Annotated in this window: 13 protein-coding genes; 9 read left to right on the top strand and 4 right to left on the bottom strand. The window is 62.0% G+C overall.

From position 1 onward, the window contains the following. Nucleotides 1-80: 80 nt before the first annotated feature. On the top strand, nucleotides 81-1,280 hold the full coding sequence (locus tag ACODS0_RS05855; RefSeq protein ID WP_003056225.1) for a tyrosine-type recombinase/integrase: 1,200 nt from the start codon (nucleotides 81-83) through the stop codon (nucleotides 1,278-1,280). Continuing rightward, complete coding sequence (locus tag ACODS0_RS05850) at nucleotides 1,277-2,413, top strand: PDDEXK nuclease domain-containing protein (protein WP_012436199.1); 1,137 nt, start codon at nucleotides 1,277-1,279, stop codon at nucleotides 2,411-2,413. Before ACODS0_RS05855 ends, ACODS0_RS05850 begins: the two co-directional genes overlap by 4 nt. Nucleotides 2,414-2,458: 45 nt before the next feature. Here the strand turns inward: ACODS0_RS05850 and ACODS0_RS05845 are convergent, their stop codons facing one another. After that, on the bottom strand, nucleotides 2,459-3,247 hold the full coding sequence (locus tag ACODS0_RS05845; protein ID WP_003056223.1) for a hypothetical protein: 789 nt from the start codon (nucleotides 3,245-3,247) through the stop codon (nucleotides 2,459-2,461). A gap of 6 nt (nucleotides 3,248-3,253) precedes the next feature. After that, nucleotides 3,254-4,156: a WYL domain-containing transcriptional regulator gene (locus ACODS0_RS05840; protein ID WP_012204593.1), complete on the bottom strand. Its 903-nt coding sequence runs from the start codon at nucleotides 4,154-4,156 to the stop codon at nucleotides 3,254-3,256. An 89-nt stretch (nucleotides 4,157-4,245) separates the two neighbouring features. On the opposite strand from ACODS0_RS05840, the gene mblB reads away from it, so the two are divergent. From mblB to ACODS0_RS05815, 5 genes are all read left to right on the top strand, one after another. Next, on the top strand, nucleotides 4,246-5,439 hold the full coding sequence (gene mblB / locus ACODS0_RS05835) for an anti-phage 6A-MBL system MBL-fold protein (protein WP_012436200.1): 1,194 nt from the start codon (nucleotides 4,246-4,248) through the stop codon (nucleotides 5,437-5,439). Further along, entirely contained in the window at nucleotides 5,436-7,691 is a 2,256-nt protein-coding gene (gene cap2-3, locus ACODS0_RS05830; RefSeq protein ID WP_003056220.1) for an anti-phage 6A-MBL system cap2_3 protein, read from the top strand. Before mblB ends, cap2-3 begins: the two co-directional genes overlap by 4 nt. Nucleotides 7,692-7,736: 45 nt before the next feature. Continuing rightward, complete coding sequence (locus ACODS0_RS05825) at nucleotides 7,737-8,807, top strand: ComEC/Rec2 family competence protein (protein WP_003056219.1); 1,071 nt, start codon at nucleotides 7,737-7,739, stop codon at nucleotides 8,805-8,807. 376 nt (nucleotides 8,808-9,183) lie between these two features. Further along, the gene (locus ACODS0_RS05820) at nucleotides 9,184-9,534 is read left to right on the top strand and encodes a DUF2958 domain-containing protein (RefSeq protein WP_003056217.1); all 351 of its coding nucleotides are present in this window, start codon (nucleotides 9,184-9,186) and stop codon (nucleotides 9,532-9,534) included. Between the two features lie 63 nt (nucleotides 9,535-9,597). After that, a complete protein-coding gene (locus ACODS0_RS05815; RefSeq protein ID WP_003056215.1) occupies nucleotides 9,598-9,876 on the top strand; it encodes a hypothetical protein in 279 nt (92 codons plus the stop codon). A 142-nt stretch (nucleotides 9,877-10,018) separates the two neighbouring features. Here ACODS0_RS05815 and ACODS0_RS05810 read toward each other — a convergent pair whose 3' ends face one another. Then, entirely contained in the window at nucleotides 10,019-10,318 is a 300-nt protein-coding gene (locus ACODS0_RS05810; protein WP_003056213.1) for a hypothetical protein, read from the bottom strand. 147 nt (nucleotides 10,319-10,465) lie between these two features. Further along, entirely contained in the window at nucleotides 10,466-10,687 is a 222-nt protein-coding gene (locus tag ACODS0_RS05805; protein ID WP_049799789.1) for a hypothetical protein, read from the bottom strand. Nucleotides 10,688-11,253: 566 nt separating this feature from the next. Here ACODS0_RS05805 and ACODS0_RS05800 point away from each other — a divergent pair. After that, nucleotides 11,254-12,078 carry a DUF932 domain-containing protein gene (locus ACODS0_RS05800; RefSeq protein WP_012436201.1) on the top strand — a complete coding sequence of 275 codons (825 nt, stop codon included), beginning with the start codon at nucleotides 11,254-11,256 and terminating at the stop codon, nucleotides 12,076-12,078. A 65-nt stretch (nucleotides 12,079-12,143) separates the two neighbouring features. Next, nucleotides 12,144-14,183: a ParB/RepB/Spo0J family partition protein gene (locus tag ACODS0_RS05795; protein WP_012436202.1), complete on the top strand. Its 2,040-nt coding sequence runs from the start codon at nucleotides 12,144-12,146 to the stop codon at nucleotides 14,181-14,183. Nucleotides 14,184-14,222: the final 39 nt, after the last annotated feature.

The raw sequence follows: 14,222 nt of genomic DNA, 5'->3' as shown, positions 1-14,222 counted from the left end.
GCTTTCCGAAACCTGACCCGGCTTCCCCTCTGATGGCCCCTACATGGCTCTTGGGAATCGGGTCTTTCCGAGGAGTCATCGTGGCAAAACTCAAGCTCACCAAGTCCGCAGTCGATGCGGCACAACCCCAGGCGCAGGCCGTCGAACTCCGGGACACGCTGGTGCCCGGCTTCCTGTGCAAGGTTACACCAGCGGGCCGCAAGGTGTTCATGCTCCAGTACCGCACGAACGCTGGCGAGCGGCGCAAGCCCGCCCTGGGCCTGTACGGGGAACTGACCGTCGAGCAGGCCCGCTCGCTGGCCCAGGAATGGCTGGCCGAGGTGCGCCGGGGCGGCGACCCCAGCGCGGCCAAGGCCGCCGCCCGTTCAGCCCCCACGGTCAAGGAGCTGTGTACCAAGTTCATGGAGGATTACTCCAAGCAGCGCAACAAGCCCAGCACCCAGCGCGGGTATCAGGCCGTCATCGACCGCTGCATCGTTCCGATGCTGGGCCGTTTGAAGGTCCAGGACGTGAAGCGCCCGGACGTGGCCACGGCGATGAAGAAGATGGCGCACAAGCCGGCCGAGGCCAACCGTGCTTTCAGCGTGATGCGCAAGATGTTCAACCTGGCCGAGGTGTGGGGCCACCGGCCTGACGGCACCAACCCCTGCCGCCACGTCCCGATGTACCCCAACGGCAAGGCCACCCACCTCATCAGCGACGAGGACATGGGCAAGCTGTTTCGGCGACTGGAGCACATCGAAGCCGAGGGTCTGGAGAACTACGTCATCCCGCTGGCGATCCGCCTTCAATTCGAGTTCGCCGGCCGCCGCTCCGAAATCGTGACGCTCCGATGGGATTGGGTGGACCTGGACAACCGCCGCGTGGTCTGGCCGGACAGCAAGACGGGCGGCATGTCCAAGCCCATGAGCGAGGAAGCCTATCGACTGCTCTCGACGGCGCCACGGCAGGAAGGCACTCCCTATGTGCTGCCGTCTCCAAGCCATCCCGGCAAGCACCTGACCACGGGCGAGTATTACGGCGGCTGGAGCCGCGCCCTCAAGGCGGCGGGCGCCACGCACGTCGGCACGCATGGCATCCGCCACCGCTCCGCGACCGACATTGCCAACTCGGGCATCCCGGTCAAGGTCGGCATGGCGCTGACGGCGCACAAGACCGTGGCGATGTTCATGCGCTACGTCCACACCGAGGACGATCCGGTGCGCAAGGCGGCCGAGCTGGTGGCGAACCGGCGCAAGACGATCACCGAGGCGCAGCGGCCTGCGGAGGTGGCTGCATGACCAAGAAGGCGCCTGCGATGGCGGGAGTCGCACCCGCCGCCGTGCCTGCCGGCTACGCCAGCATCCACGGCGGCATCGTGGATCTGCTCGATGCCGCGCGCCAGACGGCAGCGCGCAGCGTCAATGCGCTGATGACGGCCAGCTACTGGGAGATTGGCCGCCGCATCGTGGAGGCCGAGCAACAGGGCAAGCGGCGCGCGGGTTATGGCGAGCAGTTGATCGAGCGGCTGGCAAGCGACCTCACCCAGCAGTTCGGCCGTGGCTTCAGCCGTCAGAACCTGCAGCAGATGCGGTCGTTTTTTCTGACCCGGCCAATTCGCCAGACAGTGTCTGGCGAATCTTCCCCGGAGCCAGTGCGGCCTTGGCGGCTGGACGAGCTGGCGCAGGTCTTCACGCTGCCGTGGTCGGCCTATGTGCGGCTGTTGTCGGTCAAGGACGAGCATGCGCGCCAGTTCTATGAAGCCGAGGCCTTGCGCGGCGGCTGGAGCGTGCGCCAGTTGGATCGGCAGATCGGCAGCCAGTTCTACGAGCGCACGGCGCTGTCGAAAAACAAGGCGGCGATGCTGGCCAAGGGCGCGGTGGCCAAGCCCGAAGATGCCGTCGCGCCCGGCGATGCCATCAAAGACCCCTATGTGCTGGAGTTCCTCGACCTCAAGGACGAGTATTCGGAGTCCGATCTGGAGGCCGCCTTGATCCGGCGGCTGGAAGACTTCCTGCTCGAATTGGGTGAAGGGTTCACCTTCATTGGACGGCAGCGGCGCTTGCGCATCGACCAGACCTGGTATCGGGTGGACTTGCTGCTGTTCCATCGCAAGTTACGCTGCCTGGTCATCATCGACCTGAAGCTGGGGAGTCTGACGCATGCGGACGTAGGCCAGATGCACATGTACTGCAACTATGCCAAGGAACACTGGGCCTATCCCGAGGAGAACCCGCCGGTGGGGCTGATTCTTTGTGCCGACAAGGGGCTCGCCCTGGCGCGGTATGCGCTGGAGGGCTTACCCACCAAGGTCATGGCGGCGAACTACCGGATGGTTCTGCCGGATACCGATGTGCTGCAAAAGGAACTGGAAAGCACGCGGCTCTTGCTAGAGTCTCGCGGAACGATTCGTCCCAAGACGTGGAAGCGGTAGACACACCTGCGGAGCTATACGCCTGTTTGGAGATTGGGCAGAACCTCAGTCTGTAGTCGGTTTTACGGCTTTCTTCCGTGAGGAGGAAGAAGGCAACGACGGCAAACATTCAAACAAACGTTCCGCATAGACGAATCCCATCCGCCTTACTGCGTCCTGATCGAAATACAGTAGCCATGCGGCAAGTAGCGCCAGCGAAATGAGCAATGTCAAGCCTGCGGCAAGCCCTGGATCGGCAAGGTGCACCAAGTCAAATTGGAGAGGTGCTACCTGCAAAATCTTTGCAATCAACAATCCGTAGACGACGCCCATGAGGCACGACAGGATACCGACAGGCTTCATCGCCAGCATGTTGCGATGAAATCCATAGGCGATGTTCTCTTTCAGCAAGAGCTGCTTGTTGGAACGCGTGAGTTCGCGAAGCCGCTTAGTGGCACCGATGTAGATGTCGTCTGCCTTGTCTGGGTTTGCTGATTCTTCTTCTGCCGTTGGCATGGCGATACCCAACTTGGCAGTGATCGCCGTGTGATAACGCTGCTTGCTGACACCATCAAGGAACTTGTCGCGGTGGCGTAGTGCGATGGTCGTGGGCATGCCACCCCATTTTGAGACCAGCATCTCTTCAAGTTTTTTACCACGTCCGCGCGCTACGCTCGCGAGTGCATAGATAGCGCCGCAGCCGCCCAGCAGGCCGATCACACCTGTAAGCACAGGGTGCCGAGCCCCGTAGACGCACAACAGCGGCACCAGCACGGGTAAGGCCACAAGAAGGCCAGGGATAACACGTGCCTTGCGCTCGTAGGGGTCTTTGACCAGTTCAAAAATTGTTGTCATGTGAAGTCAGGCCTGTGCCGCCAAGGCGTCGATATAGGGTTGGATTTCATCGCGGTTTTTCAGCGTGATCTGCTGTGCGAGGGGGTCTGGTGCTTCCTTGGTATGCAAACCCAAACGTCTCAGCGTGTAGTACAGAAACGCTTGGCGGCATGGAAGTTTGACCTCTCCATCTTCCATGCCGTAGTCCAACTCTAAGACTCGTTTCTTGGCTGCAGGCAAATCGGGATGCGGTGCAAGTACCAGCGTCAATACAGTTTGCCAATGCGAATCTTGGTTGGAGTCCACTTGGGTCGCCTCGAAGCCATCGATGCGCAGGATTCGAGCAAGGACGAAATCGCTGAAGCGCTGGCGCTTGTGGCAAAACGCGCGCATGTGCCAGCGAAAACCGTCATTGCCAAGGGCGTGGGGAGACAGCAAGCGAACCGATTCATCCAACGACGTCATGGACTGGTAGCTCACCAGAATGGATTCCTGCTGGCGGATTGCGCGCACCACTGCTTCGACGGTCTGCTCATTGATCGTGCGCCAAGGGGACGGGGCCCAATCTGTCTCCGGCGCGGAGCCGATGAAGCTGGCCGTCGGCTCGACAATTCCCATCTTTGTCGCTAGCAGTTCTGCTAGATAGCGTTGCGCCGAGCTTCGTTGGTAAAGCGGGTGAAAACTCTGCGCTGCCGTGTAGGTCTTGGAGCTGCGGTCGTAAGTCAGGTTGCTCGGCGCCAACTCCATGTACTTGGAAATGTCCAGCGATGCCTGCGGGACCGAAATACCAAAGTGCTCGGTGAGATCCATCCGGTTGATGCGCCGCTCCCAGCGCAGACGGAAATCGATGAATTGAAGTCTGCTCTCCAGCCCCCAACTTAGCCCCTTAGGCTCAGCAGGTTCGGCGGCAGGAAAGGAAGGTTTTTGCATCAGTCACGCCTAAAAAGTAGACGGATATAAAAAATCGTCGTACATTAACTATACGCGATCATCCTTCGGTCGTCTACCCGGAGACCCCAGTGCCTACAACCATCACGTTTTTTCCCGTCGACAACGGGGACATGACCCTCATCAAGTTCGGCGATCTCGACGCGACGACTCTGCTGATCGACGTAAACATCAGGCAAGACGCCGACGACCCTGACGGGGAGGCGCGCGATGTCGCCAAGGATTTGCGCGAACGACTGAAGAAGGATGAGAACGGCAGGCCGTATGTCGATGCGTTCCTGCTGAGCCACCCGGATCAAGACCATTGCCGAGGGTTGAAGCGACACTTCTACCTAGGGCCACTCGACAAGTACCCGGACGACAAGAAGGACGACAAGGACAAGAAAATCGTGATCCGCGAGATGTGGTCGTCCCCGATCGTGTTTCGACGCGCCAGCAAGACGCACACCTTGAGCGACGACGCCAAGGCATTCAACACGGAGGCGCGTCGGCGCGTGCAACTGAACCGTGACAAGAATTTCGCCGTCGGGAACGGTGACCGCATTCAGATCATGGGCGAGGACATCGACGGAAAAACCGATGATCTCACTTCGATTGTGCGGAAGGTGGACACGCGCTTTTCAACGATCAATGGCAAGAGTTCCGCATTCTTTTCTGCGTTTCTTTTGGCTCCACTGGACGCCCAGGATGACGAGGAAGAGGAAGAGTGCCTGGTCAAGAACCAGTCCAGCGTTATTCTGAACATCACGTTGGCGGCTGACGCGCAGACGCCGGATGGTGCGAAATTCCTTACTGGTGGCGATGCTGAGGTGTTCATCTGGAACCGCCAGTGGCAACGCCACAAGGCTGAAGCAGATGTGCTTGAGTACGACATCATGCAGGCGCCTCATCATTGTTCCTGGCATTCGCTGTCCTATGACAGCTGGTCCGACTACCGTGAAAAAGCCAAGCTCGATGCTGATGCTCGCAAGGCGCTTTCGCAGACCCGTGACGGCGCCGTCATCGTCGCCAGCTGCAAGCCGATTGCAGATGATGACAGCGATCCGCCCTGCATCCGTGCGAAGCGTGAGTACGTGACGATCGTGGACGAAGCAAAAGGCGAGTTCTACTGCACAGGCGAGTACCCCAGCGAAAAGTCCGTGGAACCGCTCGTTTTCACCGTAACCGCTCAGGGTGTGCAACCTCCCGCGAAGAAGGAGTCCGGATCGAAGGCCGCTGCCGTGGTGACCTCTGCGCGCACCCCCATGCCGCACGGAGCATCATGACGGGCACCATCGCAGACGCACTGCATCAACTTCAGCGGCATCGAGGCCTTATCCGCGTTGGCGAGCCAAGGACAACTGGTGCATCGACGGAGATTGAAGTCGATGTTGCGGTCCAACTGCCGAACAGGTCTCGGCGCAATGGTATCTCTGAGACCGGAGTGCGCACCGTCGAGACGTGCGTGCTGGTATTCGGTAGTGACTGGCCCCTGTCTGCACCCGAGCCCTTCTTACGTGCGGACTTCCCGCTCAACTTGCCGCACATCAACCCCCATCGCCAAGGCGAGTTAGTCTCGCCGTGCCTATTCGAAGGGTCGTTGAACGAGCTGCTGCATCGGTTTGGCCTGGACGCCGTTGTCGATCAGTTGATCGACTGGCTGCACAAGGCCGCGGCCGGAACACTCCTGGACCTGGAGCAGGGGTGGGAACCAACGCGCCGAGACAGCTGTCCTTCGACCGTTGTATTCAGTGCCGAGAAGGTCGCGGCCGCCGCTCCCGCTGACGGCACGATTCTGGTGGTTCCCGCAGGCTACGTGACGATCGATGGCGGTCTGTACGCCATCATCAACGCCGAACTGACCGCACAAGTCGATCCTGTGTTTTATCAGGATGTTCACAACGACAAGCTGGGCAAATGGGGGAACGGCCATGCCGCGGCCTTCATCGCGCGCGCTCCGATGACCGACGGCCTCCCGCATGTGATCGGACGCTATCAACCAGAGACAGTTGTCGATCTCGCGACGCTGCTCGATCGAGCAGCGGAGCTTGGTATTGATCGCGACGCTTTGGCCCAGGAAGTGGACGGTTATTTCGGACGCTCAATCCTGGATATGCGACAGGACTCGCATGGCTGGGTGCATGGTTTGTACGCGATTGTGATTCTGGCTGTGCAAAGGCCAGCGTCGCTTGTGGGCTCGCCAGGGAGGAGTGTCGAGGTATTGCCCTATGTGGTGCGCTATGAACTCAACGCTCAATCGCTCCTGGAGCGTAACGCCACGGTTCACCCGGCCTTTCACGCGCATGCGTTGTCTCCTGAACTGCTGGCAAGGACGTCCGGCATTCCATACGCAGCCACATCACAGCCGCTGGTCGTGCTCGGCTGCGGAAGCGTGGGATCGAAAGTCGCGATGCAACTGGGGCGAGCGGGCTTTGGTTCGATGACTTTCGTCGACAACGAACCCATGTCGCCTCACAACGCCGCGCGGCATGCACTCATTGAGCGGGCATCAGTTCTGGTTCCGCCTCGGAAGTCGGCGCTGATGAAGACAGCCTTTGAATCGCTGTCGCATCTTCAATCGCGAGCGTTCGACACCGACGCAGTGACTCTTTTGGTCGATCCGGAACAGTTTGCGGCAACCGTTCCGCAGGATGCGGCCCTCATCGTGGATGCGACGGCGTCACTTCAGGTGCTGGCTGCAGAAACACAATCGGCAGCGTTGGATCAATCCCCAGCCCGATTGGCACGGATCGCGATGTATGGTCAGGGGCGCTGTGTGGCGGTATTGCTCGAAGGAGCTGGCCGTGCCGGCCGAGTTGACGACCTCACGGCGTTCTTGTTCGAGTGCTGCCGGTTTGCACCGGAACTGCGTGCGTCGATTGCCGGCGAGACGTCTGAGCCGACTCGGATTTTCGTGGGTGACAACTGTCGTTCGCTGACGATGCCTATGTCTGACGCCGTTGTTTCGCGGTCGACGTCACTGGCCGGCCTGCAACTGGAACGATGGCTCGTTGATGGGCTTCCGAAGGAAGCGACGCTTTGCGCCGGAATCTCAGATGCCGAAGGCCTTGGAATGGCATGGACCCGCGCCAGCCTTGGCCCGACCACTGCGCTTGAAGTCGCAGACGATGGTGGCTGGAACATTCGGGTCCTGTCCCCAGTTGCGCAAGCAATCCATGCTGATGCGCTGCGCTGGGGTGCTCTGGAAACAGGCGGCGCCTTGATCGGCCGCATCTCGTTTGAAAATCGAACCATCACCATTGCAGGCCTTGTTGAGGCACCGCCTGACAGTGTTCGAGAGGCCGCCCGCTTCGTCCTCGGAACCAACGGGCTTGTTCAAAATTTGCGCGCCGCAAACGCGGCCTCTTTGGGGTATCTCGCCTTTATAGGAACGTGGCACAGCCACCCGAAAGGCGGCGCACATTCGGGTATCGACCGAAATACATTGCGCGGCATCGCCGAGGATGCTGGCGGCCTTCCGGCCGTGTCGTTGGTATGGACTCCGACAGGACTCACGTGTGCGGTGGATCGCTGGTAGGTGCAAAGCCACCGGCACTTTGTTGGCATAAAACAAGAGGGATGTATGGCTGACTACTTCGAGATCGACTTTCTTGGCGTCGAAACAGCGAAAAGCGGGGACGCGATCACGCTGCGCTACTCGGTGAATGGCACCGAGGGCGTGCACGTTGTTGACGGTGGGTATCTGGATACGGGTGATCAGATAGTCGAGCATCTGAAGACGTACTATGGAACAACAGTCATCGACCATGTGATCCTCACGCACCCAGATCGCGATCACGCCAACGGACTACGAAAAGTCCTGGAGCAATGCACGGTCAGGAATCTTTGGATCAACCGGCCGTGGATATACGCGGACCAGTTGATCGATCGCTTTGAGACCTATGAATCGGTTGAAGCCCTGCGACGGAAGTTGCGCTCAATCTACGATGCCACGGCAATTCTTGAGGATATTGCGGTGGAGAAGGGAATTCCAATCCATGCCCCCCTTCAGGGGCAGAGCATCGGTCCGTTCGCGGTCATGGCACCTACCCTGGGGCGCTACTTGGACCTGATCGTGGACTCCGCGAAGACACCGGAAGCTGTCGAAGAAAGTGCTTTTGATAGCGCGCTGAGCAGCATATTCCGGGCAGTGAAGGCCGCGACCGCCTACATCAAGTCCCTGTGGGGCGAGGAATATTTCCCGCCTGAGCCGACCAGTCGTGAGAATGAAATGAGTGTGGTGCAGTCGGCTGTCTTGAACGGTCATCGCGTCATGCTTACTGGCGATGCCGGGCGTGAAGCACTGCAGGAGGTGATCGACTACGCACCTTTCGTGGGACTCGCGCTGCCAGGTATTCGGTATTTCCAAGTGCCCCATCACGGCGGGCGACACAACGTTTCGACCGAAGTCTTGGATCAACTGCTCGGCCCACGGTTGAACAGTATGCCGGACAAGCACCATTGGAATGCCATATGCAGTTCTGCCAAGGCGGATGAGGATCATCCGCGGAAGTCGGTGATTCGCGCCGTATTGCACCGGGGTGGGCACTGGGCGGCAACTGAAAGCCAGAACATACGCATCGGGGCAGGCATCACCCGCGATGGCTGGGTGCCGATTCCCCAGGCGGCGTATCCGGAAGATCAAGAAAATTGACAGCGCCTGAAGGCCAGCACCACTTTTCAACTGCCTGCTGGCAACTTGGCCTGCATCCCGACGTTCCTTCGTCGGGCTCATGGGCTGCGCCCCGAGCTTCGTGCCGAATCGCAGTCATCCGGCTTCAAGCCCGGACGCTCTGATCTGGACTGACGCTTCGGACCTGCGCGCTACGCTTGTCAATACCGGGGTGGCTGCGTGGTGAGGTGTGGCGGCTTGCTGTTCCCTTCATCGTGCCACGGCGTGCTCGCCGTCAATGACTGCGCACCTTCGGCGCTTGCGGCCTGGCGGCCGTCTTCGATCTTTGACTGCTTGCGCTGCGCCGTGCCCTGCAAGGGCTGGGCAATTCCGCCCGGTAACCTTACAGGAGTTCACCATGAACCACGCATTCATCACGGACGAGCAGCGCATCGTGCTGCTGGCCAACGGCCGCGAATCCTTGGAGAACCCGGACTTCGATCCGGCCCCAGTGGTCAAGCTGTTCACGCCGGATGCCGGCGCGACCTGGCTGCTGACCGAGATTGATCCCGATGACCACGATCACGCCTTCGGTCTTTGCGACCTGGGCCTAGGGATGCCGGAAATCGGCTGGGTCAGTCTTTCCGAACTGGCGACCGTGCGCGGGCGGCTGGGCTTGCCGGTAGAGCGGGATCTGCACTTTCGTGCCGAGAAGCGGCTGAGCGCCTATGCGCGCGATGCGCGGCTGGCGGGGCGTGTCGTTGTCTGACCTGGTTCTGGGGCGCCGCAAGGCGCTCCTGAGCGTTCTCAATCATTTCAGGAGGTCAAGGCCATGAGCAGCCACCACGACTACATCCTCGAAATCACGGCAGAGCATGATGCGTTCAAGCCGTTCCCACCGGAGAACGGCCAGCCCTTGCGCTTTGCGCTCGGCGACGCGGTGATCTATACCAACGAGTTTGGCGCACAGTTCCGGTGCCGCGTCACCGGGTTTTATCGTCCCAGCGGACTTTCGGGCCTGTACGCGCGCGGTGCGCGCTACCTGCTGGACTCGTCATCGCCGTGGATGCCGGTGTCGGAAGCCAGCCTGCGCCCCGACGACCCGGCCTGATGCCTTCGCGCCCCTGGCGGGGCGCTGCGCGCTGCGCTTGCCTCCAGGGGAAAGCCCTGCGGGCTATCCCCGCCGCGCAGGCTTGGCGCCCCTCTCGCGCAGCGAACCGGCTGGTGCCGGATCGCTCCCTTCATGCCGGACATTACGATGGCACTTCGGGCGTGGGTGTGTCGGGTTCGTAGTCGCCCAGCCACTCGAAGAGACGTTCGATATCGCAGTCCAGCTGGTTCAGCGTGGCCTGGGCCATTGCGTACCAGGTGGTGCCGTCGTCCGTTTCTTCGGAGGCGGACAGCAGGACGTTGAGCTGTGCGCGCCGTCCCAGCAGGCGCTGCATCTCGTTGCCTACCGTCTTGCGGTCGGTGGTCCAGATGAGGGTCGGCAGAAAGATGCCAGGCCCTTCTGCTCCAGGCGCAGGCGTTCCGGGTTGCATGGGATCGCTCATGGTGGTTCTCCAGAAGGTGGAGATTCCACGGTAGGCATTGGCCCGTGACCGGGCCACTCGAAATTCGCGCTATTTCGGGGGGATTTCGGGATCAGCGCCGATCGGCCGTGGCGCAGTCATGCGGGCGGGCTGCCTTTGAGCCGGTGCTTACCAGGGCTTCCAGCGCCGCTGGGGTGTTTGCGGCACGGCGCCGAGCAATTGGATCGGCGGCAGTGCATGGGGCGCATTGTTCCTGGGGAAGCGCCGGCGCACTTCGCATTCCAGTTCGTGCGCGAGGCCGCGTGCGTCCTTCTCGCCGCGCAGTGCCCGTTGCCGCCAGTCTCGGGCCTGGGCCATCAGTTCATCGTCTTGTAGGGCTCGTATGTCCATGCCATTGCCATTTTGCCGATGGCTGGGTGGGTAGCTGTCCACGGGGATTTCATTGAAGTCATGTGGGCGTCCCCGGCCACCTGGGAGATGGCCGGTCGCGCTCTCGTGCTAGCGCATCGAGCCGCCTGCGGCGTCTCGCCCCCTTCGGGCTTCGATCGTTCCCTCACTCCGTTCGGCTGACGCCTCCGGCCCGGCTTCCAGCTTCGAGCCTGCGCGCTTCGCTTGCCGTGCGGTCGGCTTGTGGGATGGCCGTTGCCATGTCCAGTCCTCTTCCCTGACTTCATCACCTTGTCCGCGACTGTAGCCCGCGGCCGTGTGCCGTCAAGGCGCGCAGGGCCGTGTCCTCGGCTGCGCCTGCGGGCCGCCCCCACCCTGCGCTTGTTTCCTTGACGGCCCCCGTCCGCGCGCTCCCTTTCGTCGCGGGCGATGAACTCAGGAAAGACGGTGGCAACAGGGCCAACCGGGTTCCTCGCGCCGACCGCACCGAACAGCCGAAAGGCTGGGCTCCGAATCTTGGAATCCGGTGTGCGGTTTTCTTCAACAGCCTTTTTGTTCAGGAGAACGACATGCTTGCAACCCGTTTCGCCTCCCACTCCCCGACGCTGCGCAGCGACTACCCGCTGTCGGATGACCAGATTCGCAGGGTGGCCCCGTCCATCTTCGCGGATGCCCCGCATGAGAGCCGTTCCGAGCGGTACGCCTACATCCCCACGGCTGCGGTTCTGACCGAACTGCGCAAGGAGGGGTTTCAGCCCTTCATGGTGACGCAGACCCGCGTGCGCGATGAAGGCAAGCGCGAGCACACCAAACACATGCTGCGTCTGCGCCACGCCAGCCAGATCAACGGCGCGGAAGCTAACGAGATTGTGCTGCTGAACTCGCACGATGGCACGAGCAGCTATCAGATGCTGGCGGGCCAGTTCAGGTTCGTTTGCAGCAATGGCCTTGTTTGTGGTGACACGGTGGCCGATGTGCGCGTGCCCCACAAAGGCGACGTGGCCGGACTGGTGATCGAAGGCGCGTATCAGGTACTGAGCGGCTTTGACCGCGTGCGCGATTCCCGCGATGCCATGCGCGCAATCACCTTGGACGATGGTGAATCCGAAGTGTTCGCCCGCGCCGCGCTGGCACTCAAGTACGACGACCCGAACAAGCCCGCGCCCGTCACGGAATCGCAAATCCTGATGCCGCGCCGGTTTGAAGACCGCCGCCCCGACCTGTGGAGTGTGTTCAACCGCACGCAGGAGAACTTGACCAAGGGCGGATTGCATGGCCGCAGCAGCAATGGACGCCGCCAGAGCACCCGGCCCGTGCAGGGCATTGATTCCGACATTCGACTGAACCGCGCCCTGTGGCTGCTGGCCGATGGCATGCGCGCCCTCAAAGCTTAGCCGTTCCCCCGCCGGAGGGGCGGTTTCCCCTCCATTCCCTTGCTTCACTCGATTGGAGATTCACCATGAACGCCGTTACCTACATCGAAACCCAAGCCCTCGACACCCGCGCCAATGTGCTGCAAGCCGCCGACCCGAGCAAGCACATGATTCTGGTTCCGCTCTCGCGGTTGGTGCTGCGTCCCACGGGCCGCAACGTGCGCAAGGCTGTCCCGCGCATGTCCATCCCTGAACTGGCCGCGTCCATTCAGCGCGTGGGCCTGCTGCAAAACCTGATCGTGATTCCCGCCGCCGATGGCCTGCATTACGAGGTGGTGGCCGGTGGGCGCAGGCTGGCCGCATTGAAGTTGCTGGCGAAAAAGCACCGCATCGCCAAGGATTGGGACGTGCCTTGCCTGCAGGTGGCCGATGGCACCGCACGCACGGCGAGCCTCACCGAGAACGTGCAGCGCGAAGCCATGCACCCGGCCGACCAGTTTGAAGCCTTCGCGGCGCTGGTGGCCGAAGGCCGACCGATTGAGGACATTGCAGCGGATTTCTCCGTCACGCCGCTGGTGGTGCAGCGCCGTTTGAAGCTGGCGAACGTCTCGCCGCGCCTGATGGCGGACTACCGGGCCGACGCCGTGAGCCTTGACCAACTGATGGCCCTTTCCATCACCGACGACCACGCCGCGCAGGAAAGCGCGTTTTACGATGCGCCGCAATGGCAACGTCAGCCGTCCGCGCTGCGCGAACGCCTCACCGAGCGCGAGATTGACGCTTACCACCATCCTCTGGTGCGCTTCGTCGGACTGGACAGCTACGAAGCCGCAGGCGGCGGCATCCGCCGCGACCTGTTCGCGGAAGGTGATACGGGCGTGTACCTGACCGACGCCGCGCTGCTGGAACGGCTGGCACAAGACAAGCTGGCGGGCATCGCCGCCGAAGTGAAGGCCGAGGGCTGGGCTTGGGCCGATGCCACGCCGGGCGTGACCCACGCTGACCTGCACGCCTTCCAGCGTGCTCCGAGAGAGCGGCGCGAACCCAACAAGCGCGAAGCGCAGCGCATCGAGAAGCTGCAAGCCAAGATGCAGGAGGTCGCCGAAGCGGTGGATGCCGCGGTGGACGCCGAGGACGAGGACAAGGCCGACGCGCTGCAAGAGGAAGGCGAGCGGCTGGGCGAGCAGTTGCAGGCGCTGGAGGATGGCTTGCAGGGATATGCCGCGAACGTGAAGGCCGCAGCCGGGGCCATCGTCACCATTGACCGCAACGGCGAGGCCGTGATTCATCGCGGGCTGCTGCGCGAGGCCGAGGCCAAGGCGCTGCGCACGCTCGAAAAGCTGCGCCTAGGGTTCAGTGGCGCGGATGCTGCCAGCGATGACGAAGGCGAGGAAGACGAAGCGCCCAAGGCCGCAGCGATTTCCGACCGGCTGGCCCAGCGCCTGAGCGCCCATCGCACCGCTGCGCTGCAAATCGAAGTGGCCCAGCATCCGCAAGTCGCACTGGCCGCGCTGATGCATGGCATGGTGCAGACCGTCTTGCGAGGCCGCTACTACGGCCACGATCTACCGCTGGGCGTGCGCCTCACGGTGCAGGACCGGCTGGAAGGCATGGCCCCGGACTGGCCGGAATCGCCTGCCGCCGTGGCACTGCGCGAATTGCAAGAGGCATGGAGCGGCAAGCTACCCGAGGACAGTGCCGAACTGTTCGCCGCGCTGCTGGCGATGGAGCAAGGCGAGTTGGTCAAGTTGCTGGCGGTGTGCGTGGCCTCGACGGTTGATGTGGTGACACCGCGCGCCACGGCGCAGCAACCCGGTGCGGAACTGGCGCAGGCCGTGGGCCTCGATATGGCCGCATGGTGGAAGCCGACCGCCGAAGGGTATTTCAAGCACGTTCCGAAGGTGGTGGTTCTGCAAGCCGTGGGCGAATTTGCGCCCGAGAGCGTCAATCGGCTGGCGAAGCTCAAGAAGGCCGACATTGCCAGCGAGGCCGAGCGGCTGGTGAACGGCAAGGGTTGGATGCCTGCCATCTTCAAGACGGAAGACGGGCCCGAGAAAGGCCCGCAGGACGGTGCGGAGGAAGTCGCCACCGAGGCGGATGAACCCACTGAAGTGTTGGCCGCTTGACCCGCGCTGAAGGCGCGCGCCCCGGCCTCGACCGGGGCG

The sequence above is a fragment of the Acidovorax sp. FG60 genome (genome assembly GCF_057808995.1).
The sequence above is the reverse complement of the archived record's forward strand: the minus strand, read 5'-3'. Positions and strand labels throughout refer to the sequence as shown.

Bases quoted from the DNA above. Each gene is read 5' to 3' on its own strand.
- ACODS0_RS05845 (WP_003056223.1), bottom strand. From the start codon at position 3,247: ATGACAACAATTTTTGAACTGGTCAAAGACCCCTACGAGCGCAAGGCA.
- ACODS0_RS05810 (WP_003056213.1), bottom strand. From the start codon at position 10,318: ATGAGCGATCCCATGCAACCCGGAACGCCTGCGCCTGGAGCAGAAGGG.
- ACODS0_RS05800 (WP_012436201.1), top strand. From the start codon at position 11,254: ATGCTTGCAACCCGTTTCGCCTCCCACTCCCCGACGCTGCGCAGCGAC.
- ACODS0_RS05795 (WP_012436202.1), top strand. From the start codon at position 12,144: ATGAACGCCGTTACCTACATCGAAACCCAAGCCCTCGACACCCGCGCC.
- ACODS0_RS05825 (WP_003056219.1), top strand. From the start codon at position 7,737: ATGGCTGACTACTTCGAGATCGACTTTCTTGGCGTCGAAACAGCGAAA.
- ACODS0_RS05820 (WP_003056217.1), top strand. From the start codon at position 9,184: ATGAACCACGCATTCATCACGGACGAGCAGCGCATCGTGCTGCTGGCC.
- ACODS0_RS05850 (WP_012436199.1), top strand. From the start codon at position 1,277: ATGACCAAGAAGGCGCCTGCGATGGCGGGAGTCGCACCCGCCGCCGTG.
- cap2-3 (WP_003056220.1), top strand. From the start codon at position 5,436: ATGACGGGCACCATCGCAGACGCACTGCATCAACTTCAGCGGCATCGA.
- ACODS0_RS05840 (WP_012204593.1), bottom strand. From the start codon at position 4,156: ATGCAAAAACCTTCCTTTCCTGCCGCCGAACCTGCTGAGCCTAAGGGG.
- ACODS0_RS05815 (WP_003056215.1), top strand. From the start codon at position 9,598: ATGAGCAGCCACCACGACTACATCCTCGAAATCACGGCAGAGCATGAT.
- ACODS0_RS05805 (WP_049799789.1), bottom strand. From the start codon at position 10,687: ATGGACATACGAGCCCTACAAGACGATGAACTGATGGCCCAGGCCCGA.